The organism is Georgenia daeguensis (genome assembly GCF_039537705.1).
GTDB classification, from domain to species: Bacteria; Actinomycetota; Actinomycetes; order Actinomycetales; family Actinomycetaceae; genus Georgenia; species Georgenia daeguensis.
The window spans coordinates 191,755-218,167 of sequence record NZ_BAABBA010000005.1 but is presented as its reverse complement, the minus strand read 5'-3'; the positions used below and the strand labels follow the sequence as shown (position 1 = coordinate 218,167).

The following is a 26,413-nucleotide window of genomic DNA, read 5'->3' as shown; positions in this document are numbered from 1 at the left end:
AGCGGCCCGGGGTGTCCGCCGAGTGGTCAACCCGCGGCGACCGCCCGAAAGGCCGGGGCGGCCCGCCCCGGTAGCCTGGGCAGGTGAGCCTGAGACTGTACGACTCCGCGACGCGGTCGGTGCGCCCCTTCGAGCCCCTGGAACCGGGCAAGGTCGGCATCTACCTGTGCGGCGCCACCGTGCAGGGAGCCCCGCACGTGGGCCACATGCGCGCCTCCATCGCCTTCGACGTCCTGGTCCGCTGGCTCCGCCGCACCGGGCTGGACGTGACGCTCGTCCGCAACGTCACCGACATCGACGACAAGATCCTGGCGAAGTCGGCGGAGGCCGGCTGCCCGTGGTGGGCGTGGGCGTACCGGTTCGAGCAGGAGTTCACCGCCGCCTACGACGCCCTCGGCGTCGCACGCCCCACGTACGAGCCCCGCGCCACCGGGCACGTCACCGAGATGGTCGAGCTCATGGAGCTGCTCGCCGAGCGCGGGCACGCCTACCGCGGCACGGACGGCAACGTCTACTTCGACGTGCGCTCCCTGCCCGAGTACGGCTCCCTGACCCGCCAGGCGCTCGAGAACATGACCGTCTCCGACGACGCCGACGCCGAGCCGGACAAGCGCGACCCGCGCGACTTCGCGCTGTGGAAGGCCCCCAAGCCGGGCGAGCCGGCGACCGCGTCATGGCCCACGCCGTTCGGGCGCGGCCGGCCGGGCTGGCACCTCGAGTGCTCCGCCATGGCGCGCCGCTACCTCGGTGAGACGTTCGACATCCACGGCGGCGGCATCGACCTGCGCTTCCCCCACCACGAGAACGAGCAGGCGCAGTCCCACGCCGCCGGGCTCGGCTTCGCCCGGCACTGGGTCCACAACGCCTGGGTGACCACCGGCGGCGAGAAGATGAGCAAGTCGCTCGGCAACTCCCTGGTGGTCTCCGAGGTGCTCGGCCGCACGGACGCCGCCGTGCTGCGCTACGCGCTCGGCACCGTCCACTACCGCTCCACGGTGGAGTTCTCCGACGTCACCCTCGCCGAGGCCGCCGGCTCGTGGGAGCGCTTCACCGGCTTCGTCAACCGCTCGGTCGAGCGCGTCGGCGAGGTGCCGGCCGAGGAGGTCGCCGCGCAGGGCCCGGGGCAGCTGCCGCCCGCGTTCGTCGAGGCGATGGACGACGACCTGAACATCTCCGCCGCGCTCGCCGTGGTGCACGAGCACCTGCGCGCGGGCAACACCGCCCTGGCGGAGCGGGACGACGTCACCACCCGCAGCGCGCAGCTGCAGGTCCGGGCCATGCTGGACGTCCTCGGGCTCGACCCGCTCGCGGCGCCGTGGCGCGCCTCGGGCGGCGGCGAGGGCACGGCCGAGCACGCCGCGCTGGACACGCTCGTCACCGCCGTCCTGCGCGAGCGGGACGCGGCGCGGGCCGCCAAGGACTGGGCGCGGGCCGACGCGCTGCGCGACCGCCTCGCCGAGGCGGGCGTGGTGGTCGAGGACTCCGCCGGCGGTGCACGCTGGCACGTGAAGGGAACGGACTGATGGCAGGGAACTCTCAGCGGCGAGGTGCCGTGCGCAAGCCGGGGTCCAAGAAGGGGCAGACCGTCGGGTCGGGCGGCCAGCGCCGTCGCGCCCTCGAGGGGCGCGGCCCGACGCCGAAGGCCGAGGACCGCCCCTACCACCCGGCGGCGAAGAAGAAGGCCGCCGAGGAGCGCAAGGAGGCCCGCCGGGGCGGCACGCGCGTGGCGGGCCGGGACGCCGGCCGCGAGGCGCGCGACGCCGCCCGCAGCGCCTCGATGACCGCCAAGGTGCGCGAGGCCCTCCGCGTCGGCGGGGACCACGAGATCATCGCCGGCCGCAACCCGGTCACCGAGGCTGTGCGCTCCGGGATCCCGCTGGCGAAGGTCTTCCTCGCCGGCGGCATGATGTCGGACGAGCGCGTCGCCGAGGTTGTGCGCACCGCCACCGCGCTGGGCGCCCCGCTGGTCGAGGTCTCCCGCTCCGACCTCGACCACCTCACCGACGACGCCGTGCACCAGGGCGTGGCCATCGAGGTGCCGGCCTACAGCTACCGGGACGTCCCCGACCTGCTCGCGCGGGCCGAGCGCGCCAACCACCCCGCGCTGCTCGTCGCGCTGGACGGCGTCACCGACCCGCACAACCTCGGGGCCGTCCTGCGCAGCTCCGGGGCGTTCGGCGCCGACGGCGTGATCGTGCCCGAGCGCCGCTCCGCCGGCGTGACCGCGGCGGCGTGGAAGGTCTCGGCCGGGGCGGCCGCCCGGGTGCCGGTCGCCCGGGTGACGAACCTCGTCCGGGCGCTGAAGGACCTGAAGGAGGCCGGCTGCTTCGTCGTCGGGCTCGACGGCGGGGGCCCGGTCTCCGTGGGCGACCTCGAGCTGGCCTCCGAGCCGCTGGTGCTCGTCACCGGGTCGGAGGGCAAGGGCCTGAGCCGCCTCGTGCGCGAGACGTGCGACGTCGTCGCCTCCATCCCGATCGCCGCCTCCGTGGAGTCGCTCAACGCCGCGGTGGCCACCGGGATCGCCCTGTACGAGGTGGCGCGGCGCCGCGAGAGCAGGAGCTGACATGGCCGGACCGTGGAACCGTACCGAGGGCGTGCTGGTCGCGGCCTCGCTCGACCCGGAGGCCGTGGCCGGCCACCTCGCCCGCGCCGGGATCCTCGCGCGGCTGGAGTGGTACCCCGGCACGGAGCACCTGCTCTCGCTCTCGGTCCTGACCGACCCCGCCGGGGCCGTGGGCACCGCCGGCAGCTCCGAGGTGGCGCCGGGACCCGAGCTCGCCGCGCTCGCCGACGACCTCGGCGCCGCGTTCGACGCCGACGTGCTCATGGACGGCGTCCACTCCGGCCACGAGGCCGACTGGACGGTGGGGGACGACCTCGGCACCGCGGGCGCGCGCCCGGCCACACCCGGCGGCGGCGTGCCCGGCGTCGTGGAGTCTGAGGACACCGCGCACGACGCGCGCACGGTGGTGCTCACCCCGATGCCCGTCCACCAGGTGCCCCTCCACGCCACCCTGCTGGGCCGGCCCGTCACGGTGGCCGAGCAGGTGGTCGGCGGGGAGAGCCGGCGCCTGGTGATGACCACCGGCCCCGGACGTGAGCTCGGCGTGCTGGGCTGGGAGACCGACGCCTACCCGGTGCTGCGGCTGCAGGTCGACGACGAGGACCGCACCGCGCTGCTGCTGCCCGGGCCGGAGTCCGACGCCGACGACCTCGACGAGGGCGTCGCCGTCGTCAGCTGGGCGATGCGCAGCCGGTACGTGCTTCCCGACGACGTCGCGGCCGGCGTCCGCACGCTCGTCGAGGACCTGCTCGGCGACGGCGAGGACGCGGCCGCCTTCGCCGCGGCCGTCCCCGGCTCCGACCCGGTCGCCGTCGCCGCCGCGCTGGGGCAGCCCGGCGCCGCCGGCATGGCGGCCTTCGTCGCCGCGTTCGGCCTGCCGTCCGCCGTCGCGGACGTGCTGGAGGGACGCGCCGAGCCGGCGGACCTGCCGGGAGCCCGGACGCACGAGGCCGAGCCGCTCCCGCGGGCGGCGGCCCGCTCCGCCCGCCTGGCGTTCGAGGGGCAGGCCGCGGCGACGCCGCCGGCGACCCGGGTGGCGGTGCGGGCCGGGCTCGTCGCGCTCGGCGTGCTCGCGGTGGTGGCCGTGGTCCGGGCGGCGCGGCGGCGGTAGGTCAGAAGTCGACGGCGGGGATCTCGACGGAGTCGCGGTCGAGGAACGCCCGCTCGTCCGGCCGGTGGCGCAGCACCTGCTCGACGTAGGACCGCACGGCCTCGGCCATGGGCACGTCGCGGGACTGCTGCTGGGAGATGAACCAGCGGTGCTCGAGCACCTCGTGGAAGATCTCGGCCGGCTCCAGCTTGCGGCGCATCTCGCGCGGCACCGCCGTCACCGTGGGCGTGAAGACCTCGTCGAGCCAGTCGTGGGCCACGATCGTGAGGTCGTCGTTCTGCCGGTCGGTCTCGGCCCGGTAGCTCTCCAGGTCGTTGAGCATGCGGCGCGCCTGGTTCTCCTGCACGTCCAGGCCCGTCAGCCGCATGATCTGCCGGTGGTAGTGCCCGGCGTCGACCACCTTCGGCTGGATCGAGACGGTCGTGCCGTCCACGTCCGTGGTCATGGTCAGCTCGCCGACGTCGAAGCCGAGGTCGTTGAGGCGGTTGATCCGCTCGGTCACGCGCCAGCGCTCGGCCGAGCCGAAGGACTCCTCACGGGTGAGCTCCGCCCACAGCGACTCGTAGCGCTCGACGATCTGGTTGCCCACCTCGATGACGTCGACGTCCTCGTCCAGCACCTCGCCGGCCTGCAGGTCCATCAGCTCGCCGATGATGTTGGTCCGCGCGAGGTCCAGGTCGTAGCCGCGCTGGCCCGGCGTCAGCGCGGGGTGGAGCTCGCCGGTCTCGGCGTCGACCAGGTAGGCGGCGAACGCGCCGGCGTCACGGCGGAAGAGGGTGTTCGACAGCGAGACGTCGCCCCAGTAGAAGCCGAGCAGGTGCAGGCGCACGAGCAGCACGCTCAGGGCGTCGATGAGCCGGCTGGCGGTCTCGGGGCGCATGTACTGGCTGAACAGGGCCCGGTAGGGGAGGGAGTACTGCAGGTGCTCGGTGACCAGCACGGAGTTCAGCTCCTCCCCGTCCGGGGCGCTGCGCCCGGTGATCACGGCGAGGGGCTGCACGGCCGGGGCCTCGAGGCGCCCGAGGGCTCGGAGCTGCTCGTACTCGTGGTAGGCCACGGACTCGCCGATCTCCTTCACGGCGAGGATCCGGCCGGACAGGCGCACGAAGCGCACGACGTGCCGCGAGATGCCGCGGGGGAGCGCGGCGAGGACGTCCTCGGGCCACTCCTCCAGGGGGATCTCCCAGGGGAGGTCGAGCAACGCAGGGTCCACCCGTGCGGCGGTGATCTGCAGCTGCTGTGCCATGGGGCCATTCTTCCCGGTCGATGCGCCGCTGCGAGCGGGCACGGCACCGACCGTCCTGTGAGGTTCGTCCGGTTCGCGGCGGCTCCCCGCAATCTACGCCAGGAGAGCCCGAGGGGGCGGGCCCGGACGGACCCGCCCGCTCGGGGTCGCCGGCCGAGGGGGCGGGCCCGGACGGACCCGCCCCCTCGGGGTCGCCGGCCGAGGGCAGGTGCGCCGTCGGCCGGCTGAGGTCACTGCGGCAGGCGGCGGCCCGTCGCGGAGGAGAACACGTGCTGCTCGCCCTCGCGGATGCGCACGTGGATCTTGTCGCCCTTCATCGGCACGTCGCGCGGGTCGATGCGCACGATGATCTGGTCCGAGTCGTCCCCGGAGCCGAGGTGCTCGTTGAGCTCGCGGTCGCCCGAGAGCTCGCCGTAGACGAACGCGTCGGAACCGAGCTCCTCGACCAGGTTGACGGTCACCGGGATGGTGCCCTCGCCCGCCGGAGCGCGGTCGAGGGACTCCGGCCGGAAGCCCAGGATCACCTTGCCGTTGTCCGCGTCGGTCAGCGCGTCCAGCGTGGCGCGGCTCAGCGGCACGTGGGCGGAGCCGAGCACGGCCTGCCCGTCCTGGACCCGGAAGTCGCCCAGGTTCATGGCCGGGGAGCCGATGAAGCCGGCGACGAACACGTTGGCGGGGGTGTCGTACATCTCCCGCGGGGTACCGACCTGCTGCAGGATGCCGTCCTTGAGGACCGCGATGCGGTCGCCCATGGTCAGGGCCTCGGTCTGGTCGTGGGTGACGTAGACCGTGGTGACGCCCAGGCGCCGCTGGAGGGAGGCGATCTGGGTGCGGGTCTGCACGCGCAGCTTGGCGTCGAGGTTGGACAGCGGCTCGTCCATGAGGAAGACGCGCGGCTGGCGGACGATCGCGCGGCCCATCGCGACGCGCTGCCGCTGACCGCCCGAGAGGGCCTTCGGCTTGCGCTGGAGGTACTCGGTCAGGTCGAGGATCTTCGCGGCCTCCTTGACGCGCTGCTCGATCTCGGCCTTCGGGGTGCCGGCGATCTTCAGCGCGAAGCCCATGTTGTCGGCGACGGACATGTGCGGGTAGAGCGCGTAGTTCTGGAAGACCATGGCGATGTCACGGTCCTTGGGCTGGACGTCGGTGACGTCGCGGTCGCCGATGAAGATGCGGCCGGAGTTGACGTCCTCGAGGCCGGCGAGCATGCGCAGCGAGGTGGACTTGCCGCAGCCGGACGGGCCGACGAGAACGAGGAACTCGCCGTCGGCGACCTCCAGGTCCAGGGAGTCGACGGCCGGGCGCTCGGAGCCCGGGTAGAGGCGGGTGGCTTTGTCGAAGGTGACGGAGGCCATGGTGATGTACATCCCTTCACCGGCAGGTACGTGCCGGACGATCCGTTGTGAAAGGTGCCGAGAGGTGTCCGCTCTGACACAGCGAACCGTCGCGGACCCTTCGGTCCACGACAGCAGCCACCCCCATAGTGGCACAGGGTGTGTTACAGGTGTGAGTCCTGAGCCTCTTGACGCAGCTCGAGCAGCCGCACGAGGACGGCGGAGAACTCCTCCGGGTCGGTCACGCGGTAGGCCGCGCCACTCTCGCCGTCGCCGACCTTGATCGAGACGTCGCCCTCGCCCAGGACGGCGAACGCGTCCTCGTCCGTGGTGTCGTCACCGGCGTAGAGGACGGCGTCGACGCCCAGCGCCCCGCGCAGCTGGTGCAGCGCGTCGCCCTTGGTCACCTCGAGCACCGCCATCTCCACGACCTCCTTGCCGACGACCACGCGCACGCCCTCGCGGGCCGCCGGGCCGTCCAGCACGCGGCGGGTCAGCCGCTCGCCCGGCTCGCGCTCCGCCGGCCGGGTGTGCAGGACGACGGCGGCGGGCTTGGCCTGCACCCACGCCCCCTCCACCTCGGCGGCCAGGGCCTCCGTCTCGCGAAGGAGCTCGGCCCTCAGGCGGGCCTGCTCCTCGGTGAGGCCGACGGGCTCCGCCTCGAGGGTCGTGCCGCCGTCGGGGGAGTCGACGACGCGGCCCCACTGGGCGCCGTGGGAGCCGATGACCCGGCTGCCGGCGGGCAGGCCGGCGAGAGCCACGAGATCGCTCGCCTCCCGCCCCGAGACCAGGACGACGTCGACCCCCGGCAGCTCCGCGAGGCCCGCGACCGCCTCGGCCGAGACGGGGAGCATCCGTGACGTCCTCGGGTCCAGGACGATCGGAGCCAGGACGCCGTCGAAGTCGAGGCCGACCAGGATCCGCCCCCGCCCCGCGAGCTCGCGCAGGGCGAGGTCGAGGGACTCCTCGAGGTGGGCGGTGAACAGCGGCGCCTCGATGCCGGGTCCCGGCACCCCGGCGTCGTGCGCGGCCTCGGGCGTCTCGCCCGGCCGCGGGGCGGCGGGCCGGTCGGCGGGGTGGGCGGGGTGGGCGGTCACCGGACCTCCTGCGGGCTGGGGACGGACATCGGGGTGGCGACGGACATGGGGCTGGGGACCGACATGGCGAGGTAGCCGAGGAAGTCGTCCGCCCAGCGCTGGACGTCGTGCTCGAGCACCCGGCGGCGCAGGCTCCGCATCCGCCGTCGGCCCTCCTTCGCGTCCATGCCGATGGCCCGCATGATCGTGGCCTTGGTGCCGTCGATGTCGTGCGGGTTGATCTGCAGCGCCTGGGTGAGCTCGTCCGCGGCACCGGTGAACTCCGAGAGCACCAGCGCGCCGCCGAGGTCCGAGCGGGCGGCCACGTACTCCTTGGCCACGAGGTTCATGCCGTCGCGCAGCGAGGTCACGAGCATGACGTCCGCCGCGCGGTACAGCGCCGCCATCTCCTCCATCGGGTAGGAGTGGTGCAGGTAGTGCACGGCCGCGCGGCCGAGCGTGCCGAAGTCGCCGTTGATGCGGCCGACGGTCACCTCGACCTCGTCGCGCAGCTGCCGGTACTGCTCGACCCGTTCCCGGGAGGGGCTGGCCACCTGGATCATCGACGCCTCGGGCACGCGCAGCTGGCCGTCCTCCAAGAGCTCGCCGAAGGCCTTGAGCCGGTGGCGGATGCCCTTGGTGTAGTCGAGGCGGTCCACGCCCAGGAGCAGCACCTCCGGGCTGCCCAGCTCCTTGCGAATCTCCTTGGCACGGGCGAGCACCTCGGGGGTGCGGGCGAGGCTGTCGAAGGACGCGGCGTCGATGGAGATCGGGAACGCCTGGGCGCGCACCGCGCGGTCCGGGCGGGACCAGCGGCCCGGGATCGTCACCTGGGGGCCCTGGACCTTCAGGTCGGTCAGCCGGCGCACCGCACGCAGGAAGTTCGCGGCGTCGCCCGGGCGCTGGAAGCCCACGAGGTCCGCGCCGAGCAGCCCCTCGACCACCTGGCGGCGCCAGGGGAGCTGGCCGAAGATCTCCACCGGTGGGAACGGGATGTGGTTGAAGAAGCCGATCTTCACGTCCGGGCGCAGCAGCCGCAGCACCGCCGGGACCAGCTGGAGCTGGTAGTCGTGGACCCACACCGTCCCGCCCGGGGCGGCGGCCTCCGCGGCGGCCGCGGCGAAGCGGCGGTTGACCGAGACGTAGGCGTTCCACCAGGTGCGGTGGAACTCCGGCGCCACGATGACGTCGTGGTACAGCGGCCACAGCGTGCCGTTGGAGAAGCCCTCGTAGTAGCTGGCGATCTCCTCCTCGCTCAGCGCGACCGGCCACAGCCGCATGCCCTCGCCGTCGAAAGGCTCGTGGGAGAAGTCGGCCTGCCCGGACCAGCCGACCCAGGCGCCGTCGTTCTTCTGCATGATCGGCGCGAGCGCCGTGACGAGTCCGCCGGGGGAACGCTGCCAGCTCAGCGAGCCGTCCTGGGCGACGCTGATGTCGACAGGAAGGCGGTTGGCGACGACGACGAACTCATGTTCTCCGGCAGGCACGGTGGTTCAGCTCCTTCAGGGGTGTCTGCCTGCCACCGTACTTGCGAGACGACGCTCCTGCCCGGTGTGGTGGCCGCCGCCACTGCTCCGCCCGCCCGCGGCGGCCCGGCCGGTAGGTAGCGTGGAGCCATGACGGACCAGGGCCCCGACGGGCGCGAGGTGGGTGGCTACCGCCTGCTGCGCCGCATCGGGGCCGGCGGCATGGGGTCGGTCCACGAGGCGGTCGACGCCGACGGACGTCACGTGGCGCTCAAGCTGCTCCACCCGCACATCGGCACGGACCCCCAGGCGCGGCGCCGGCTGGCGCGGGAGGTCTCCCTCCTCCACCGCGTGCGCGACGCCGGCGTGGCCCGCGTGCTGGACGCCGAGGTGGAGGACGCCGAGGCATTCGTGGTCACCGAGCTGATCGACGGGCCCACCCTCGAGGAGGACGTCGCCGCCGACGGTCCGTTCGCCCCGGAGGAGCTGTCCAACCTCGCCCACGGCCTCGCGGAGGCGCTGCGCGCGATCCACGCCGTCGGGGTGGTGCACCGCGACCTCAAGCCCGGCAACGTCATGATGTCCGAGCACGGCCCGGTGGTCATCGACTTCGGCATCGCCCAGGTGGTCGACGACGCCCGGCTCACCCAGACCGGCATGGTCACCGGCACCCCGGGGTACCTCGACCCCGAGGTGATCGCGGGCGCCGAACCCGGGCCGGCGTGCGACTGGTGGGGCTGGGCGGCCGTGCTGGTGTTCGCCGCGACGGCGCGACCGCCGTTCGGCCGGGGTCCCACCGGCGTCGTGCTCGCGCGGGTCGCCACGGGGCAGGTGGACACGGACGGCCTGCCCGAGGTCACCGCCCGGGCGCTGCGCGCCGCGCTGGACCCCGACCCGGACCTCCGCCTCGACCCCGACGGCGTGCTCGCCGTCCTCGACGGCACCTGGGGCGACGACCAGCTCACCCAGGTCATCGGCGCGGCGGCGGCGGCGGCCGGGGCCGGCGCGCTCGGCGCGACGACGGCGATCGAGCCCGGTGCCGGGACGACCACCCTCGCCGGCGTGCCCGGGGGCGTCGCCGCCAGCCCGTTCGCCGACGGCACGCGGACGCTGCCCGCCGAGCCGTCGACGCGGACGCTGCCGGCCGAGCCGTCGACGCGGACGCTGCCGGCCGAGCCGTCGACGCGGACGCTGCCGGCCGAGCCGCCCCGGGCCTTCCCGCCGGCGGCGGCCAGCGGCGGCCCCGGCGGTCCGCCGCCCCCGACGTACCCCGTCGGGCGGGCCAGCACGTGGGCGCCGGTCGAGGAGCCGCTCACCCGCGCGCTGCCGCCGGTCGGGGAGCCGCTCACCCGCGCGCTGCCGCCGGTCGCCGGCCCCCGCGACGGCGGCCACGGCGAGCTCGACCCGTACGGCTACGGCGGCCCCTACAGCCAGGAACCCTCACGGCCGCCGGCCTGGGCCGTCCCCCCGCGCCGCCGCACGCTCACCGTGGCGGCCGTCGGCCTGGGGGTCAGCGCCGCGGCGGCCTCGTTCCCCGGGATCTTCGCGCTCGTGACGGCGTCGCTGCTCGTGCTGACCGCGACCACCGGGTGGGCCGGACGCTCCCGGCGGTCCGCGCGGCTGCGGCGCGGGGCCAGGCCCGGCGACGACGCCCGCATGCTGGCCGGGCTCCCGTGGCACCTGCTGCGCGGCGTCCTCGCGGTGCTGCCCGGCGCGGTGCTCGGGGCGCTCCTCGGCGGCGGGACCTGGTGGGTGGTCGACCGGATGTCCCTGCCGCTCGAGCCGGCGGTCCGGCCGCCGCTCGCCCTCCTGGCCGGGGCCCTGGTCGCCCTTCTCGTCGCCTGGCTGACCCCGACCAGCCGCCCGGCCCGCGACGGCGCCCGGGCGATGATCGACGTCCTCACCCCGACCCGGGGGTTCCGGGCCCTGCTCGTCGTGCTCGTCCTCGCCGTCGCCGCAGTCGTCGCCGTACAGGTCGCGCTCGGCGCCGCGCCCGCGCCGGACTGGTCGCCGCTGCCCGCGCCGCCGCTCTGAGCGACCCCGACATTTCGCCCAGAGCTCAGCCGTAACGGCCGGGCCGGGCCGGGACCGGACGGTTACGCTTGGGCGGTGATCGTTCGGCGCGCCTGGTGGCGGACGGGCCTGGCCCTGTCCGCCATCCTCGTGGCGCCGGTCGTGGTCGCCGTGCTGACCGGCACAGCCGTCTTCAGCGCGTGCGTGCCCGCCTCGGGGACGTGGTCCGAGGTCGCGCTGCGCCTCGCCCTGCTCCGTCCCGACGCCGCCTGCCCCGAGGGCACCCTGGCGCCCGGCGGCGAGCCGGGCCAGGCCCTGACCGTCGTCGTCGCCGTGGCGCTGCCCGCCCTGCTCGCGCACCTCGCGCTGGCCTCCGGGGCTGCGGGCCTCGTCGGCTCCGCGCGCCGCGTCATGGCGGCCGAGGTGCGGCGGTTCGTCGCCGTCGTCGTCCCCGGTGTCGCGCCGGTCCCCGGCGACGACCGCGCCGCGCCGTTCCTGCCGGCGCCGCTCCCGCTGCCGGTGCGGACCGTCGTCGCCCGGCGTCCGCTGCGTCGGGGACCCCCGCGGACCCAGGCGGCCGGCGCCTAGCGCCGGGTCCCGCCGCTGGGCGTCCGCGCGGACGCCGCCCCCGATCCGCGACCCCGACAGGAAGATCCGATGTCCTCCAGCCCGTCCTCCCAACCGACGAAGGCCCAGCGGCGCGACGCCGCACGCGAGCAGGCGCGCCAGCTCCGCGAGGCCCAGGCCAGGCGCGAGAAGCGCAACCGCAACCTCATCATCGCCGGCGTCGTCGCCCTCATCGTGGTCGTCGCCGTCGTGCTCTACGCGATCATCAGCCAGGGCAGCAAGTCCGTCATCGCCGCCGTCGCGGACGTCCCCGCGAACACCTCGGTCGAGGACGGCGGCATCTCGCTCGGCTCCGACCTCGTGGCGGGCACCACGAACGACGGCGCCCCGGTGCTCGACGTCTACCTCGACTTCACGTGCCCGCACTGCGCGACGTTCGAGGAGGTCAACGCCGAGGACATCGACGCGCTCGTCTCCGCGGGGGAGGCCACCGTGGTGTACCACCCGGTCGCGATCCTGGACCGCAGCGGGGACTTCACCGGGTTCTCCGGCCGCGCCGTGCAGGCCGCCGGGGTCGTCGCCGACCAGGCCCCCGAGGCGTACAACGCCTTCCAGGCCGCGTTGTTCGACCTCTTCGCCGAGAGCACGGACGCCGAGCCGACCGACGAGCAGATCGCCCAGGCCGCCTCGGAGGCCGCTGCGCCGCAGGAGGTCGCCGACACGCTGGCCTCGGGCCAGCGGCCCTTCGCCGAGTGGGTCGAGGCCACGACGCAGCAGTTCAGCCGCGACGGCTACACGGGCACCCCGACCGTCCTGATCGACGGCGAGGAGTTCACCGGCTGGACCGAGGCGGGTGCGCTGGTGGAGGCGATCCAGGGCTCCTGACCACCCCGGGCCGGCCGTCCGCAGCGGCCGGCCCGCCGCAGGCCGGGTTGGGGACCGCCACGCCGGTCGTGGCAGACTCTTCCCCGGTCCACGCCGCCTTAGCTCAGCTGGTAGAGCACCCGCCTTGTAAGCGGACGGTCGTCGGTTCGATTCCGACAGGCGGCTCCACGCGTCCGCCCCGGTGCCTCAGGCGCCGGCGGCGATCTCCGCCAGGCGCTCGCGGTCCAGGACGGCCGTCCAGCGGCGGCCGGACTCGATCACGCCGTCCTGGCGCAGCCGGCTCATCACCCGGGAGACCGACTCCGGGGTGGACCCCGTCATGCCGGCCAGATCGGCGCGGCTGAGCGGGACCTGCAGCAGGGTGCCGCCGCCGGCCCGGTCCTGGCCCACCTTGTCCGCCAGGCGCAGCAGCGTCGTCGCCACCCGTTGCGCGACGGAGCCGGTGGAGATGCGCCCGACGTCGGAGCGCGCGCGGGCGAGCCGGCCGGCGATGTCGTCCAGGACGCGCAGGGCCACCTGCGGGTGCTCCGTGAGCACGCCGCGGAAGGCGCCCGGGTCGATCCGGAGCGCGCACGTCGTGGTCATCGCCTCGGCGCTCTCCGGGTACTCCGCCTGGCCGAGGGTGCTGAGCGCGCCGAAGAGGTCGCCGGGCGTGAGCACGTCCGTGAGGACGTCCTGCCCGGTGGGCGTCGGCTGGGTGATCCGGACCCGGCCGGCCGCGACGACGTAGAGGTGCTCGGCCGGTGCGCCGGCCTCGTAGAGCCGGTCACCCTCGCCCCAGGACAGCGAGACCATGCGCCGGTCGACGTCGGCCAGCTCGTCCTCGTCCAGGCCGGCGAAGTACGGCACCTGGCTCAGGACCTTCATCCGGAGCGGACGCGGGCAGGGATGGGGCTGCGCACAGGTGCTGCGCAGGGGGACGTGGCGGCGGGCCACGCCGGTCATACGATGAAGCCGTCGTCCTGACCGGAGTCGCCGTGGACGAAGTCCTCCTCCTTCTCCGGCCCCGCGCCCACCAGCTCGGCGTCCGGGCCGGAGCGGTCCTCGTCGGTGCGCGGCGCGTCGGCGGGCCGTCCACCTCCGAGGACGTCGCGGGAGCGGTAACGGTCGACGTCCTGGTCGGGGCGCACCAGGCCGCGGTGCACCAGGGCCTCGGTGACCAGGTCAGGTCGCCGGACGGGCTCGCGGGGGGTCATGGTCACCAGCTCCTGGGTCCGTGGTGGGACGGTGTCGGGGCGCCCGGGTAGGGGCCCCTCCTGCGTCGAATGCTACGTGAGCGACCAGTCCACCGGGTCGGCACCGAGCTCCGCGAGCAGGGCGTTGGCCCGCGAGAAGGGACGTGAGCCGAAGAATCCGCGGGAGGCCGAGAGCGGGCTCGGGTGCGCGGAGGTGATCACCGGGGTGGACCCGAGCATCGGGCGCAGCGTGCCGGCGTCACGCCCCCAGAGGATGGCGACCAGGGGCGTCCCGCGGGCCACCAGCGTGCGGATGGCGTGCTCGGTGACCTCCTCCCACCCCTTGCCGCGGTGGGACGCCGGGGCACCGGGACGCACCGTGAGCACCCGGTTGAGCAGCATGACGCCGTGGCGCGACCACGGCGTGAGGTCCCCGGTGGAGGGCACCGGCAGGCCCAGGTCGTCGTGGAGCTCGCGGTAGATGTTCTGGAGGGACCGGGGGACCGGGCGCACGTCGGGCTGCACGGAGAACGACAGCCCCATCGGGTGCCCGGGGGTGGGGTAGGGGTCCTGACCGACGATGAGCACCCGCACCTGGGCGAGGGGGTAGGTGAAGGCCCGCAGCACGTCCGTCCCCGCCGGGAGGTAGCCGTGCCCGGCGGCGATCTCGGAGCGCAGGAAGGCGCCCATCGCGCGGATCTGGGGCTCGACCGGGGCGAGCGCCTCGGCCCAGCCGGGGTCGACCAGCTCGGCCAGGGGTGCGGTCGTGTCCGGTGCGGTCACGTCGGGCGGGGGAGCCAGGTGAGGTTCAGGTGCCACCGAGCGAGCGTAACGACCCCGGCGTGGCGCCACGCCGGGAGAATGACACGGGTGTCGTTCGCGCCTAGCATGGGTCCGGCCCGTCGTACCGGAGGGCACGCCGAGAGACCTGGAGGAGCACATGGCCGCCGCAGCGCACGCGAAGGTCGACGCCGCCGCCGGGCCGGCGGGCGCCGCCCAGGGCCTCACCGAGACCGAGACCGCCATCCTGGCGTTCGAGCGGCAGTGGTGGAAGTACGCCGGCGCCAAGGAGACGGCGATCCGTGAGCTGTTCGACATGAGCGCCACGCGCTACTACCAGGTGCTCAACCAGCTTCTCGACTCCGAGGCCGCCCTCGCCGCGGACCCCATGCTGGTCAAGCGGCTGCGCCGCCTGCGTTCCTCCCGCCAGCGCGAGCGCTCCTCGCGCCGACTCGGCTCGTCCCTGTAGGGAACGCCTCACGCGTCGGTCCGGCCGGAACGGATAGCCTCTGCCCGTGAGCACGCCACACGAGGACTACCCCGAGGACGAGTTCGACGTCGCCGGCCGGGACCGCACCCCCCAGGGGGTGCACCGCGGTCCGCGGCCCCTCCTGCGCACGCTGCTGCCGATACTGGCCGTCGTCGTCCTCGCCCCGCTGCTGGCCTGGGGCGCGATCAGCCTCCTGGGCGGCTCGGGCGAGCCGGAGCCCTCCGCCGCCGCGCCGACCGTGCAGGAGACCGCCGCGCCGACCGCGGGGGCCACCGAGGCGCCCACGGGCGAGACCTCCGCCGAGGGGACCACCGAGGGGGCGGAGCCCGCCACGGAGGAGCCCACCGAGGAGGAGACGACGGAGGAGCCGACCGGGCAGGTCGAGTACGGCACCGCCATCGCCGTGCTCAACGGTGCCGGCGTCAACGGGCTGGCGGGCGAGGTCGTCGGCACCCTGGCCTCCGAGGGCTTCACCGGCGGCGTCGCGGACGACTACACGTCCGGCGCCCCGGCGACCACGACGCTCTACTACAACAACCCCGAGCTGCAGGCCACCGCCGAGGAGGTCGCCCGCGTGCTCGGCATCGGCAACCTGGTGGAGAGCTCGAGCGCCACGCAGGCCATCGCCATCGTCCTCCGCTCGGACTTCCAGGGCTGATGACATGACCCGCGAGGTGCGGGACGCCGTCGTCGTCGGCTCGGGCCCCAACGGCCTGGCCGCCGCCGTCACCCTCGCGCGGGCGGGCCTGGACGTCCTGCTCCTCGAGGCCCAGCCCACCCTCGGCGGCGGGGCGCGCACCCTCGACCTCGGGCTCGCGCCCGGCCTGGTGCACGACGTCTGCTCCGCGATCCACCCCCTGGCCATCGCCAGCCCGTTCCTGCGCGAGTTCGACCTGCGGGCCCGTGGCGTGCGGATCGTCGTCCCGGAGCTCTCCTTCGCCCAGCCGCTCGAGGGCCGCGAGGCCGGGCTGGCCTTCCACGACCTCGACCGCACGGTCGACGGGCTCGGGGCGGACGGGCCGGCCTGGCGCCGGCTCATGGAGCCCCTTGTCGACGGCGCCCGGGCCGTGACCGCGCTCGGTGTCGGGGACCACCGCAGCATCCCGCCCGAGGTGCTCACCCCGCAAGGTCTCCGCGGAGCCGTGGCGTTCGGCACCGCCCTGCTCGAGCAGGGCACCGGGCTGTGGGGCCTGCGCTTCTCCGGCGACGTCGCACCCGCCCTGCTCACCGGCGTCGCCGCCCACACGATCAGCGCGCTGCCGTCGCTCGCCGGAGCCGGCACCGCGCTCCTGCTCGGCTCGATGGCTCACGCGGACGGCTGGGTCCTGCCGGTCGGCGGCAGCCAGGCCATCACCGACGCCCTGCTCGCCGACCTGCTCGCCCATGGCGGCGAGGTCCGCACCGGCACACCCGTCACGAGCTGGCGGGAGCTGCCCCGGGCCCGGGCCTACCTGTTCGACACCACGCCCCGGACGGTGGTCCAGGTGTGGGGCGAGCGGATGGCGCCGTCGGTCCGCGAGGCCCTCGCCCGGTTCCGCTACGGGAACGCGGCCGCGAAGGTCGACTTCGTGCTGTCCGGCCCCGTGCCGTGGACGGACCCGCGCGTGGGCGGGGCCAGCACGGTCCACGTGGCGGGCACCCGGCCGGAGATGGTGGCCGCGGAGGCCGCCGTGAAGGCCGGCCGGCACGCCGAGCGCCCGGTGGTGCTCGTCTCGGACCCCACCGTCGGCGACCCCGGCCGCGAGGTCGGCGGGCTGCGGCCGCTGTGGACCTACGCGCACGTCCCGGCAGGCTCGGACCGGGACGTCACCGAGGACGTCACCGCACAGATCGAGCGGTTCGCGCCCGGCTTCCGGGACGTCGTCGTCACCTCGCGGTGCGTCCCGGCCGCCGAGATGGCGGCGCACAACGCCAACTACGTCGGCGGGGACATCGCCGCCGGGGCCATCTCGATGTACCGGATGGTCGCCCGGCCCCGCACCGCCTGGCACGCCTACGACGCCGGCGTGCCCGGGGTGTACCTGTGCTCCTCCTCCACCCCGCCGGGGCCGGGGGTGCACGGCATGGCCGGCTGGCACGCTGCCCGCCGGGCGCTGCGCGCGCGCTTCGGGATCCGGCGCCCGCCGGCCCTCGGGCCGACGGCGTAGCCGGCGCCGGGCGCCTTGACGACGCGCCCCAGCCGCGACGCCGACGCGGCGCGCCCGGGCCGCGACCGGACCTGCGCGCTGAGGACCGCCTTCTGGGCTCAGGACGGCAGTTCGGACCGCGGTCCTGAGCGCAGATGGCTGTCCTCACGGGAGGGGAGGGCAGGTGAGGCCGGTGGCGTACAGGTGGCGCCGGCGGGCGGTCAGCCGCCGGGCAGCCGCACGACCTCGAGCTGCGGGCGCTTGGGCCGGCGCGCGTCCCCCGAGGACCGGCGCCGCAGCCGCCGGCCCACCCACGGCCCCGCGTACGTGCGCGCCCAGGTGAGGTCCTCGCGCAGGCGTTCCGCCCGCGCCACGGGCGGCAGCGGCTCCAGCGGGTCGTCCCAGCCCGGGGTCTCCGCACCCAGGCCCAGCGCCACCAGGGCGCCCTGCGCGACACGCTCGTGGCCCTCGGTGCTCAGGTGGATGCGGTCCTGCGCCCACATCCGCCAGTCGCGCAGCGAGCGCATGCCCCACACGTCGAGCACGTGGGCGCCGTGCCGACGGGCGATCGTCCACACGTGCGCGTTGAACACCGCCACCCGTGGCCGCGTGGCCCGGATGACGGGGGAGTCGCGGGCGTCCATCCCCGTCGCGAGCAGCACGTCGGCGCCGGTCCCGCGCACCCGCACCACCGCCGCCTCGAGCCGCGCGGCGAGGGCGTCCGGGTCGGCGCCGGGGCGCAGCAGGTCGTTGCCGCCGCCGACCAGGGACACCAGGTCGGGCCCGAGCTCGAGGGCGGCCGGGAGCTGCTCGGTGACGATCTCGCCGAGCAGCCGCCCGCGCACGGCGAGGTTGGCGTACTCCAGGGGGCCGGCGCGGCGCTCGGCCAGGCGTTGCGCCAGCAGGTCCGCCCACCCGCGCGGGACGTCCGGTGCGGCCGGGTCGAGGTCCCACAGGCCCTCGGTCATCGAGTCGCCGAGGGCGACGTAGCGCGCCCACCGTGCGGCGGGTCCGGTTCCGGTGCTCACCGCACGGGATTCTGCTCCGTCGGCCCGGCATCCCCAACTGGACGAGGCGCTACAGCGCGCCGGACTCCTCCAGCGCCGCGACCGCGAGGATCACGTTCGCGCCCGACCACGTCAGCGGCGCGACCGCAGCGGGGGCGCCGTTGGCCAGGACCTTCTCCGGGATCGCCCCCGAGGCGGTGCGGTGCTCGGCCACCCAGTCCAGCCAGGCCGTGGCCCGGCGCGGGTGCCCGTTCTCGGCGGCGGCGAGCGCGTAGAGCGTGGTCTCCGGCGTCCACGTGATGCCGTCGCGCTTCCAGCCCGCCCCCGGCGCGACGCCGCCCGCGGGCCGCGCCATCTCCTCGGTGGAGAGCAGCCACGCCTCCACCGCCCCGGGCGGTGCCTCGGTCGTGAAGGGCGGCAGGAGCATCGCCGTCGCCGCGTCCCGGCCGTCCGCGCCGAGCAGGGCGGTCACAGGCCCGCCGTCGGCGTAGCGCTCGTACCCGCCCGGCTCGAAGGCGGTGACGACGGCGGAGCGGACCAGCGCGGCCCGCTCGCCGACCTCGGCGGCCCGGGCGCCCAGGCCCTGGTCGGCGTAGAGGGCGGCGGCGCGCTCCAGGCCGGCGAGCATCGGCGCGACCGTGCCCAGCGTCAGGTCGGTCTCGCGGACCTCCCAGTAGTCCGCCGACGCCGGCGGCAGGTGCGGCTCCTCGGCCGTGAGCTCGAGGAGATGGTCGACGGTGGTGTCCACGAGCGGGCGGAGCCGCGCGAACGTGGCCGCCCGCTCGCCGTCGTCCTCGATCTGGTCCAGGACGGTGGCGGCGGACCACAGCACCCAGCCGTTGCCGTCGAGCTGGATGCCGCGCGAGTCGGGGACGCCGGAGCCGTCGGGGACGTAGCGGGCCTGGAAGCCGCCGTGCTCGCTCTGCACCTCCGCCACGAAGCCGAGCACCGCCACCGCGTCCTCGACGTGGCCGGTGCGGGCGAGCGCCGCGGCCACGAAGGAGGCGTCGCGCGGCCAGACGTAGCGCCAGCGGTCCGACCATCCGGCCACGACGGCGCCGGGGGCTGCCTCGATCCCGCTCCCGCCGTCGTCGAAGGTGGCGCCGGTGAGGGTGTGGATGTCCAGCAGCGCGTCGGTGACGAGCTCCTCGTAGCGGGTGCCCGCGCCGGGGACGGTGCCCTCGGCGAGCCAGGCGCGCTGCCCGGCGGCGAGCGCCTCGGCCCCGGGGTCGCCGGCGTGCTCGGCGAGCACGCGGGAGCCGGGGAGGTACGCGGCGGGCTCGTGGGCGGGCACGTCGGCGACCGTGCCGTCGGGCTGGAGGTGGACGCCGTCGAGGTAGAGGGCGACGAACTCCTCCGTGGACTCGTTGGCCTTCAGGTGCACCGACCACACCGCGGCGCCGGCCCAGAGGGTCGCGGCGATCGACCAGGCGAGGACGCGGCGGCCGCGCCGCCGGGCGGGGGGTGCGCCGCCGCCCGCGCTGCGGGCGGCGGCGCGCTCGGGCAGGACGGCGGTGGTCACCGCAGCAGGGTACGGCAGCCGTTCACCCGGGGTTCACGACGGCGGCGCGGCCCCGATCCCCCTACGGCGCGGTCGTGATCGGCTCGCCGTCGGCGCCGAGGACGAACCACACCTCGTTGACGTTCTGGCCGGTGGTGTCGCCGGGCGCGGCGTCGTTCTGCCAGTAGTACAGCGGCCAGTCGTTGTAGGTGGCCTGGACCGTGCCGTCGCTGCGCTCGATGGAGCCCAGCAGCGCCTCGTCGAGGCCCTCGCCGGCGGTCGGCTCGCCCTCGAGCGGCGGCCAGGCCACGAGACAGTCGCCCTCGCAGGCGGACGTGCCGGGGGAGTCCTTGGTGAACATGTACAGCGTCATCCCCTCGCCGTCGACGACGATCTCGCCCAGGTCGGTGTCCGCGAGTCCCAGCGTGGTCGCCGCGTCCGCGCTACCGTCGGTCGCGTCGGCGGTCCCGGTGGAGGGGGCCCCGTACATGTCCCCGCCGGGGGCGGAGGTTCCGGTCGTCCCGTCACCCGTCGCGGTGTCGCCGCCACCCGCGGTCCCGCCGCCACCGTCGTCCGAGCAGGCGGCCAGCACCCCGCCCAGCAGGACGACCGCCGTCACGGCCCGCAGGCCGGCTCGTGCACTCATGATTCCTCCGGAGGTCTCGATGCCGTGGTTCCGGCGGCCGGACGGTCCGCCGGAAGAGGTACGTCCGGCGCGGGCGCCGGGATGGCGCGGGCGCCCGGCAATCCCGGCGGACCCGCCGGACGTAGCACCTGGTGTGCAGCTCTTCCCGCGGACCGACCGTGCGGCCGACGCGGCGCTGGTGGACGGCCTAGCGCTGGACGACCCGGAGGCCGCGACGGCGTTCGTGCGCCGGTTCCAGGGGGCCGTCTTCGGGCTGGCGGTCTCGATCACGCGGGACCGGGCGCTGGCCGAGGACGTGAGCCAGGAGGTGTTCGTGCGGGCGTGGCGGGCGGCGGCGAGCTACGACGTGCGGCGCGCGTCCGTCCTGACCTGGCTGCTGACGATCACCCGCAACGCCGCGATCGACGCCGTCCGCGCCCGGCGCTCCGCCCCCACCGACGCCGCCGTGCTCGAGCAGCTCGTCGACGCCACCGTGCGCCCGCCGGACCCGCAGGAGCAGGCGCTGCGCGGCGTCGACGGCGAACGGGCGGCGCGCCGGCTCCTGGAGCTGCCGCCGGAGCAGGCGCGGGCGGTGGTGCTCGCCGTCGTCGGGGGACTGACCGCCAAGGAGGTCGGCGAGCACGAGGGCATTCCCCTGGGCACGGCCAAGACGAGGATCCGCACGGGGCTGATGCGCGTGCGGCAGGCGATGGAGGACGAGCGTGAGTGAGCAGCACCCGGGCCGTACCGCCGGGCACCCGGGGCAGGACGCGCTCGTGGACCTCGCGCTCGGCGAGGTCGTCGAGCCGGGCCGCAGCGCGCTCGCCCGCCACCTCGTGGGTTGCGAGCAGTGCCGGGAGGAGTACGCGTCGGTCGCCGCCGGGCTCGAGCAGGTGCTCGCCGCCGCGCCGACCGTGGCGCCGCCGCCGGGGTTCGAGGCGCGGGCGCTCGCCGCGATGGGGCCGGGCCGGCGGGGCGGCGACGGCGCGAGCTCCGACGTCGTCCACGGCGCGGGGAGCCGGGGCCGGCGGGACGACGCCCCCACGTCCGCGCCACCCACGCCGGGCGCGCGCCGCCCCCGGGCGCACCGGCGCCGGACCGTGCTGGTGGCCGCGGCGGCCGCCGTCGTCGAGCTCGCCGTCGGCGCCGGGGGCGCCCTGCTCGCCACGCAGGAGGGAGCGGTACCGGACCCGGAGCCGACCGTCGCCGAGCCCCGGGGCGCCGCGGAGCTGGTGAAGGCGGACGGCACCGTGGTCGGGCGCGTCACGGCGAGCCGGTTCGCGGGGGACGCCGTGCTGGTGGTCGACGTCGCCGCCGCGCCCACGGGCGTGCGGTACGAGTGCCGCGGGGTGCTGCCCGACGGCACCGAGGTGGAGCTGGGCACGTGGACCATCGGGCCGGAGCGGTCGGCGATCTGGGTGGTGCGCGACCCGGGCGCGACGGGTGTGCGGCTGGTCACCGACTCCGGCCGTGTCTGGGCCGACGCGCAGCTGTGACGCGAGGGCGGTTCTCCCAGGGCGGACAGCGCCTTGCACTCGACGGGTGAGAGTGCCAATATCGAGTTAGCACTCTCGTCGTGAGAGTGACAACGCAACCGGCTGGCCGGTGAGGCCTGGGTCGTGGCGGGACGTGACCGCCGTCGGCCCTGGTCGTCCGTCGCGGGCACCCGTCAGCCAGACCACCACCTAGTGGAGGAACCAGCATGGCCAAGACCATCGCCTTCAACGAGGAGGCCCGTCGCGGCATGGAGCGGGGACTCAACATCCTCGCCGACACCGTCAAGGTCACCCTCGGCCCCAAGGGCCGCAACGTCGTCCTGGAGAAGAAGTGGGGCGCCCCCACGATCACCAACGACGGCGTGTCCATCGCCAAGGAGATCGAGCTCGAGGAGCCGTACGAGAAGATCGGCGCCGAGCTCGTCAAGGAGGTCGCCAAGAAGACGGACGACGTCGCGGGTGACGGCACCACCACCGCCACCGTGCTGGCCCAGGCGCTCGTGCGCGAGGGTCTGCGCAACGTCGCCGCCGGCGCCAACCCGATCGCCCTGAAGAAGGGCATCGACAAGGCCGTCGAGGCTGTCATCGCGAAGCTCTTCGAGCAGGCCCGCGAGATCGAGACCAAGGAGCAGATCGCCGCCACCGCCGCGATCTCCGCCGGCGACCCGGCCATCGGCGAGCTCATCGCCGAGGCCCTGGACAAGGTCGGCAAGGAGGGCGTGGTCACGGTCGAGGAGTCCAACACCTTCGGCCTCGAGCTCGAGCTGACCGAGGGTATGCGCTTCGACAAGGGCTACCTCTCGCCGTACTTCGTCACCGACGCAGAGCGCCAGGAGGTCGTCCTCGAGGACGCCTACGTGCTGCTCGTGGAGTCCAAGATCTCCAACGTCAAGGACCTGCTGCCGCTGCTGGAGAAGGTCATCCAGTCCGGCAAGCCGCTGGCGATCATCGCCGAGGACGTCGAGGGCGAGGCCCTGGCCACGCTCGTCGTCAACAAGATCCGCGGCACCTTCAAGTCGGCCGCCGTCAAGGCTCCCGGCTTCGGCGACCGCCGCAAGGCAATGCTGCAGGACATGGCCATCCTCACCGGTGGTCAGGTCATCTCCGAGACCGTCGGCCTCAAGCTCGAGAACGCCGACCTCGACCTGCTCGGCCGCGCCCGCAAGGTCGTCATGACCAAGGACGAGACCACCATCGTCGAGGGCGCCGGCGAGGCGTCCGCGATCGAGGGTCGCGTCGCGCAGATCCGCGCCGAGATCGAGAACTCCGACAGCGACTACGACCGCGAGAAGCTGCAGGAGCGCCTGGCCAAGCTGGCCGGTGGCGTCGCCGTCATCAAGGCCGGTGCCGCGACCGAGGTCGAGCTCAAGGAGCGCAAGCACCGCATCGAGGACGCCGTGCGCAACGCCAAGGCCGCCGTCGAGGAGGGCATCGTCGCCGGTGGTGGCGTCGCTCTCATCCAGGCCGCCAAGGACGCGTTCGAGGGTCTGGACGTGGAGGGCGACGAGGCGACCGGTGCGAACATCGTGCGTGTCGCGGTGGACGCCCCGCTCAAGCAGATCGCCATCAACGCCGGCCTCGAGGGCGGCGTCGTGGCGGAGAAGGTTCGCCACCTCCCCGCGGGCCACGGTCTCAACGCGGCGACCGGCGTCTACGAGGACCTCCTCGCCGCCGGCGTGAACGACCCGGTCAAGGTGACCCGCTCTGCCCTGCAGAACGCGGCCTCCATCGCCGGCCTGTTCCTCACCACCGAGGCCGTCGTGGCCGACAAGCCGGAGAAGGCCCCCGCGGGCGCCGGCGGCGGTGAGCCGGACATGGGCGGCATGGGCTTCTGATCCCGCCCCGCTGACCGGCGCACGACGCCGGACCCAGCACCGACGGAGGGCGGCACCCCAGCAGGGGTGCCGCCCTTCGCCGTGCGTGCAGGTTGGCGCCGGTGGCTTCCCGCGCGTCGAGCGACAGCGTCTGGCCGGGTGCTCGCACGCCGGTTCAGTGACCACCGTGCCCGGCACCACCAGCTCCGTGCGCGTCCCCGGGCACGCCCGCCGCCTGCCCCGGCCCGACGACCACGAACTGCCCCATCAGGCCCTCGTCCTCGTGCAGGAGACTCGCGGTCCTCGAACCCGAACGCGTCGATGCGCGCGGTCGACCCGTTCAGCAGCCGGAGGCGGACCAGCTCCGTGGTCACCTCCTGGTAGGCGCCCACCGTGCCGTTCGCCGTGACCGTGCCGCCCAGCAGCCCACCTCGTTACCGTCGGACTCGAGGTCGAGCTCGCCGTCGGCCGTGAGGCGCCTGTCCTGGACGATGACGGGGAAGTCGTCGACGCCGTAGGTGTCGGGAAGCCCTGCGGCCTGCCGGCAGGTGCTCGCGCGCGCCACCCTCATGACCGCTCCCCGCGCAGGCTCCGGACCGCGAGGGCGAGCAGGCCCGCGACCGCGCCCCACGCCGCGTTGGTCACCAGGATCGGGACGATCGCGAACGGGACCGCCACGGGACCCTGCAGCGCCCCCGTCAGCGTCGTGGAGGCGACGGCGCTGAGCGGGATGACGGCCAGCCCGTAGGCCACGCCGGCGAGCGTGAGCGTCAGCACCGGCCGCGGGACCCGGCCCAGACCGACGATCGCCACCCACACCACCGTCACGAGGACGGTGAGGGCAAGCGCGCCCGCGGGGGCGCCGAGCGGCTCGTCCGCACCGGTGATCCGGGCGAGCGGGCGAACGAGGGCGATCGCCCCCAGACCCAGCACGAGGGGCCAGCTCACGGGCGGGGCGCCCGGGCGGCGGCCGGGGGCCGCCGACGGGGCGCCGCGGGCCGGGCGGCTCCCGGTGATGCCGCGGTCGGGGGCCGGCCGCGCCGAGGCGGCGCTCCAGACCTTCGGGTCGAGGTTCAGGTCGTCGTTGCTCATGACCTCGACGCTAGGAACCGGTGCCGTGGTGCCACATCGGCCCGGGGGCGTCGTCCGCTGCCGCCCGGAGGCGAGGTGCGGCGTCGCCCGGGGGCGACCCACCCTGACGACCGCGGACGGACGACCCCGGGACTGCTGCCTCCCTAGCCTTGGAACCATGCAGCGATCCCGCGGCGCGCACCCTGAGGCCGACCCCAGGCTCGTCGACGCCGTCCTCGCGGCCGGCATGGCGCTGGCGGTCGCCGTCGTCGTGGCCGCCGACCTCGAGGGCACCGGTCGCGCCGGCCCTCCGGCCTACCTCTTCGCAGCGGGGTTCGGCGCCCTCATGCTGCTGCGGCGGCGCCTGCCCGTGACCGTGCTGGCGCTGACGGTGCTGGGGATCTTCGTGTACTACATCTTCGGCTTCCCGCCGATCGGGATCGCGCTGCCGGCCGTGGCCGCGCTGTACTCCGCCGCGGAGCTGGGCCGGACGTGGTGGGCGGTCGGTGCGGGCGCCGTCCTCGTCGTCGTCTCCGCGTACTTCCGGATCGTCGAGGGGCAGCCCACCTCGTACCTGTACAGCTACGAGCTGATCACCAACCTCGCCCTCATCGCCGCCGCCGTCGCGCTGGGTACGGGCGTGCGCCTGAGCCGCCTCTCCCGCGCGCACCAGGAGCGGCTGCGCGAGCTGGAGGCCGCCGCGGCGGCCGCAGCCGCGGAGCGGCGGATGCAGGAGGAGCGGGTGCGCATCGCCCGCGACCTGCACGACACCGTCGGGCACACCATGTCCGTCATCGCCGTGCACGCGGGCGTGGCCGCCGAGGCGGTCGGCCGCGACGACGACGCCGCCCGCCGCGCGCTCGGACTGGTCCGGGAGGCGACCTCCGCCACGCTCCGGGAGCTGCGCGCGACCGTGAAGCTCCTGCGCGAGCCGGGCGCGGAGGTGCATGCCCGCGGGGCGGGCGGCCTCGGTGGCCTCGACACCCTGCTGGGGCCGGCGCGCGAGGCGGGGCTCGACGTCACGGTCGGCGTGGACCTGCCGGCCGGCGCCCTCGACGGCGCGATCGACGCCGTCGCGTACCGGATCGTCCAGGAGTCGCTCACCAACGTGCTGCGCCACTCCGGGGCCGCCCGCGCCTGGGTGTCCGCGCGCCTGGAGGGCGAGCGGCTGCTCCTGCGCATCGCCGACGACGGGCGCGGGGCCCGGGACCCGGCCGGCGCCGCGCACCCGGGCGGCCTCGCGCACCCGGCCGGCGCGAGCGCGCGGGGCGGGGCGGGCATCGCTGGCATGCGAGAACGCGCCGCCTCGCTCGGCGGCCGGCTGGACGCCCGGCCGGGGGCGGACGGCGGGTTCGTCGTCGAGGCCGAGCTACCCGCCAGACTGGGCCCATGATCAGTATCGTGCTCGTGGACGACCAGGAGCTGGTCCGCAGCGGTCTGCGCGCGCTGGCCGAGAACGACGGCGACATCCGGGTGGTCGGGGAGGCGGCGACCGGCCGGGCTGGCCTCTCCCGCGTGCGCGAGCTGCGCCCCGACGTCGTGCTCATGGACATCCGCATGCCCGAGATGGACGGCCTCGAGGCCACCCGCGCCGTCGTCGCCGACCCGGACCTGCGCGACGTCCGGGTCCTCGTCCTGACCACCTTCGACGAGGACGAGCACGTCTTCGAGGCCATCCGCGCCGGGGCCGCCGGCTACCTGCTCAAGGACATCTCGCCGGACGAGCTGCGGCGCGCGGTGCGCGTCGTGGCGGCGGGGGAGTCGCTGCTCTCGCCCCAGGTCACGACGACCGTGATGCGCTCCGTCGCCGCCGGCGCCCCCGCGTCGGTCGACCCGTCGCGGCTCGCCGGGCTCACGGACCGGGAGCGGGACGTCCTCGAGCAGGTGGGCCGGGGGCTGACCAACGCCGAGATCGCGCGCGAGCTCTACCTGAGCCCCGCGACGGCCCGCACCTACGTCAGCCGCCTGCTGGGCAAGCTCGGCGCCCGCGACCGTGCGCAGCTGGTCATCCTCGCCTACGAGACCGGGCTGGTCCGGCCGGGCCGGTGACGACCCGGACGGTGGCGG

Annotated in this window: 26 protein-coding genes and 1 tRNA gene; 15 read left to right on the top strand and 12 right to left on the bottom strand. The window is 75.2% G+C overall.

Annotated elements, in window-relative coordinates; translation table 11 throughout:
- Positions 1-83 precede the first annotated feature (83 nt).
- From cysS to ABD774_RS07115, 3 genes are read left to right on the top strand one after another with little or no spacing between them, the layout of a single operon-like run.
- On the top strand, positions 84-1,523 hold the full coding sequence (gene cysS, locus ABD774_RS07125; RefSeq protein ID WP_345039251.1) for a cysteine--tRNA ligase: 1,440 nt from the start codon (positions 84-86) through the stop codon (positions 1,521-1,523).
- On the top strand, positions 1,523-2,563 hold the full coding sequence (gene rlmB / locus ABD774_RS07120; protein WP_345039249.1) for a 23S rRNA (guanosine(2251)-2'-O)-methyltransferase RlmB: 1,041 nt from the start codon (positions 1,523-1,525) through the stop codon (positions 2,561-2,563). The genes cysS and rlmB overlap by 1 nt, the downstream gene beginning before the upstream one ends.
- A gap of 1 nt (position 2,564) precedes the next feature.
- Positions 2,565-3,674, top strand: coding sequence for a hypothetical protein (locus tag ABD774_RS07115; RefSeq protein WP_345039246.1), 1,110 nt, complete (start codon positions 2,565-2,567; stop codon positions 3,672-3,674).
- 1 nt (position 3,675) lies between these two features.
- Here the strand turns inward: ABD774_RS07115 and ABD774_RS07110 are convergent, their stop codons facing one another.
- The 4 genes from ABD774_RS07110 to ABD774_RS07095 form a co-directional block, all read right to left on the bottom strand.
- Complete coding sequence (locus tag ABD774_RS07110) at positions 3,676-4,920, bottom strand: DUF4032 domain-containing protein (protein WP_345039244.1); 1,245 nt, start codon at positions 4,918-4,920, stop codon at positions 3,676-3,678.
- A gap of 230 nt (positions 4,921-5,150) precedes the next feature.
- Positions 5,151-6,275, bottom strand: coding sequence for an ABC transporter ATP-binding protein (locus tag ABD774_RS07105; RefSeq protein WP_345039324.1), 1,125 nt, complete (start codon positions 6,273-6,275; stop codon positions 5,151-5,153).
- 143 nt (positions 6,276-6,418) lie between these two features.
- The gene (otsB, locus tag ABD774_RS07100; protein ID WP_345039242.1) at positions 6,419-7,351 is read right to left on the bottom strand and encodes a trehalose-phosphatase; all 933 of its coding nucleotides are present in this window, start codon (positions 7,349-7,351) and stop codon (positions 6,419-6,421) included.
- Positions 7,348-8,817, bottom strand: a complete 1,470-nt coding sequence (locus tag ABD774_RS07095) for an alpha,alpha-trehalose-phosphate synthase (UDP-forming) (RefSeq protein WP_345039241.1) — start codon at positions 8,815-8,817, stop codon at positions 7,348-7,350. The genes otsB and ABD774_RS07095 overlap by 4 nt, the downstream gene beginning before the upstream one ends.
- A gap of 129 nt (positions 8,818-8,946) precedes the next feature.
- On the opposite strand from ABD774_RS07095, the gene ABD774_RS07090 reads away from it, so the two are divergent.
- From ABD774_RS07090 to ABD774_RS07075, 4 genes are all read left to right on the top strand, one after another.
- Positions 8,947-10,830: a serine/threonine-protein kinase gene (locus tag ABD774_RS07090; protein WP_345039239.1), complete on the top strand. Its 1,884-nt coding sequence runs from the start codon at positions 8,947-8,949 to the stop codon at positions 10,828-10,830.
- Positions 10,831-10,905: 75 nt separating this feature from the next.
- Positions 10,906-11,397 (top strand): hypothetical protein, encoded by a 492-nt coding sequence (locus ABD774_RS07085; protein ID WP_345039237.1) that lies wholly within the window; start codon positions 10,906-10,908, stop codon positions 11,395-11,397.
- Positions 11,398-11,466: 69 nt separating this feature from the next.
- Positions 11,467-12,261, top strand: a complete 795-nt coding sequence (locus ABD774_RS07080) for a DsbA family protein (RefSeq protein ID WP_345039235.1) — start codon at positions 11,467-11,469, stop codon at positions 12,259-12,261.
- 92 nt (positions 12,262-12,353) lie between these two features.
- Positions 12,354-12,429, top strand: a tRNA-Thr gene (locus ABD774_RS07075).
- An 18-nt stretch (positions 12,430-12,447) separates the two neighbouring features.
- On the opposite strand, the gene ABD774_RS07070 is transcribed toward ABD774_RS07075, so the two are convergent.
- The 3 genes from ABD774_RS07070 to ABD774_RS07060 all read right to left on the bottom strand — a co-directional run bounded on the left by ABD774_RS07070 (position 12,448) and on the right by ABD774_RS07060 (position 14,219).
- The gene (locus tag ABD774_RS07070; RefSeq protein WP_345039233.1) at positions 12,448-13,128 is read right to left on the bottom strand and encodes a Crp/Fnr family transcriptional regulator; all 681 of its coding nucleotides are present in this window, start codon (positions 13,126-13,128) and stop codon (positions 12,448-12,450) included.
- A gap of 74 nt (positions 13,129-13,202) precedes the next feature.
- Positions 13,203-13,463: a hypothetical protein gene (locus ABD774_RS07065; protein WP_345039231.1), complete on the bottom strand. Its 261-nt coding sequence runs from the start codon at positions 13,461-13,463 to the stop codon at positions 13,203-13,205.
- 66 nt (positions 13,464-13,529) lie between these two features.
- The gene (locus ABD774_RS07060; protein ID WP_345039322.1) at positions 13,530-14,219 is read right to left on the bottom strand and encodes a uracil-DNA glycosylase; all 690 of its coding nucleotides are present in this window, start codon (positions 14,217-14,219) and stop codon (positions 13,530-13,532) included.
- 157 nt (positions 14,220-14,376) lie between these two features.
- On the opposite strand from ABD774_RS07060, the gene ABD774_RS07055 reads away from it, so the two are divergent.
- Genes ABD774_RS07055 through ABD774_RS07045 form a run of 3 tightly spaced genes read left to right on the top strand, consistent with a single transcriptional unit; the run spans position 14,377 to position 16,853 of the window.
- Positions 14,377-14,685 carry a DUF3263 domain-containing protein gene (locus ABD774_RS07055; protein WP_345039229.1) on the top strand — a complete coding sequence of 103 codons (309 nt, stop codon included), beginning with the start codon at positions 14,377-14,379 and terminating at the stop codon, positions 14,683-14,685.
- A 46-nt stretch (positions 14,686-14,731) separates the two neighbouring features.
- Complete coding sequence (locus tag ABD774_RS07050) at positions 14,732-15,364, top strand: LytR C-terminal domain-containing protein (RefSeq protein ID WP_345039226.1); 633 nt, start codon at positions 14,732-14,734, stop codon at positions 15,362-15,364.
- 4 nt (positions 15,365-15,368) lie between these two features.
- Positions 15,369-16,853: a phytoene desaturase family protein gene (locus tag ABD774_RS07045; RefSeq protein ID WP_345039224.1), complete on the top strand. Its 1,485-nt coding sequence runs from the start codon at positions 15,369-15,371 to the stop codon at positions 16,851-16,853.
- Positions 16,854-17,053: 200 nt separating this feature from the next.
- Here ABD774_RS07045 and ABD774_RS07040 read toward each other — a convergent pair whose 3' ends face one another.
- From ABD774_RS07040 to ABD774_RS07030, 3 genes are all read right to left on the bottom strand, one after another.
- Positions 17,054-17,860 carry an SGNH/GDSL hydrolase family protein gene (locus tag ABD774_RS07040; protein WP_345039222.1) on the bottom strand — a complete coding sequence of 269 codons (807 nt, stop codon included), beginning with the start codon at positions 17,858-17,860 and terminating at the stop codon, positions 17,054-17,056.
- 49 nt (positions 17,861-17,909) lie between these two features.
- Complete coding sequence (locus ABD774_RS07035; RefSeq protein ID WP_345039220.1) at positions 17,910-19,361, bottom strand: glycoside hydrolase family 15 protein; 1,452 nt, start codon at positions 19,359-19,361, stop codon at positions 17,910-17,912.
- Positions 19,362-19,422: 61 nt separating this feature from the next.
- On the bottom strand, positions 19,423-19,986 hold the full coding sequence (locus tag ABD774_RS07030) for a COG4315 family predicted lipoprotein (protein WP_345039218.1): 564 nt from the start codon (positions 19,984-19,986) through the stop codon (positions 19,423-19,425).
- Between the two features lie 133 nt (positions 19,987-20,119).
- On the opposite strand from ABD774_RS07030, the gene ABD774_RS07025 reads away from it, so the two are divergent.
- From ABD774_RS07025 to groL, 3 genes are all read left to right on the top strand, one after another.
- Positions 20,120-20,695, top strand: coding sequence for an RNA polymerase sigma factor (locus tag ABD774_RS07025; protein ID WP_345039216.1), 576 nt, complete (start codon positions 20,120-20,122; stop codon positions 20,693-20,695).
- Entirely contained in the window at positions 20,688-21,461 is a 774-nt protein-coding gene (locus tag ABD774_RS07020) for a hypothetical protein (RefSeq protein ID WP_345039214.1), read from the top strand. Before ABD774_RS07025 ends, ABD774_RS07020 begins: the two co-directional genes overlap by 8 nt.
- 206 nt (positions 21,462-21,667) lie before the next feature.
- On the top strand, positions 21,668-23,296 hold the full coding sequence (gene groL, locus ABD774_RS07015; protein ID WP_345039212.1) for a chaperonin GroEL: 1,629 nt from the start codon (positions 21,668-21,670) through the stop codon (positions 23,294-23,296).
- Between the two features lie 349 nt (positions 23,297-23,645).
- On the opposite strand, the gene ABD774_RS07010 is transcribed toward groL, so the two are convergent.
- Positions 23,646-23,846 carry a hypothetical protein gene (locus ABD774_RS07010; RefSeq protein WP_345039210.1) on the bottom strand — a complete coding sequence of 67 codons (201 nt, stop codon included), beginning with the start codon at positions 23,844-23,846 and terminating at the stop codon, positions 23,646-23,648.
- Positions 23,843-24,367 carry a hypothetical protein gene (locus tag ABD774_RS07005; RefSeq protein WP_345039208.1) on the bottom strand — a complete coding sequence of 175 codons (525 nt, stop codon included), beginning with the start codon at positions 24,365-24,367 and terminating at the stop codon, positions 23,843-23,845. The genes ABD774_RS07010 and ABD774_RS07005 overlap by 4 nt, the downstream gene beginning before the upstream one ends.
- Positions 24,368-24,524: 157 nt before the next feature.
- On the opposite strand from ABD774_RS07005, the gene ABD774_RS07000 reads away from it, so the two are divergent.
- Together ABD774_RS07000 and ABD774_RS06995 are read left to right on the top strand one after the other, a co-directional pair.
- Entirely contained in the window at positions 24,525-25,739 is a 1,215-nt protein-coding gene (locus ABD774_RS07000; RefSeq protein WP_345039206.1) for a sensor histidine kinase, read from the top strand.
- The gene (locus tag ABD774_RS06995) at positions 25,736-26,395 is read left to right on the top strand and encodes a response regulator (RefSeq protein WP_345039203.1); all 660 of its coding nucleotides are present in this window, start codon (positions 25,736-25,738) and stop codon (positions 26,393-26,395) included. The genes ABD774_RS07000 and ABD774_RS06995 overlap by 4 nt, the downstream gene beginning before the upstream one ends.
- Positions 26,396-26,413: the final 18 nt, after the last annotated feature.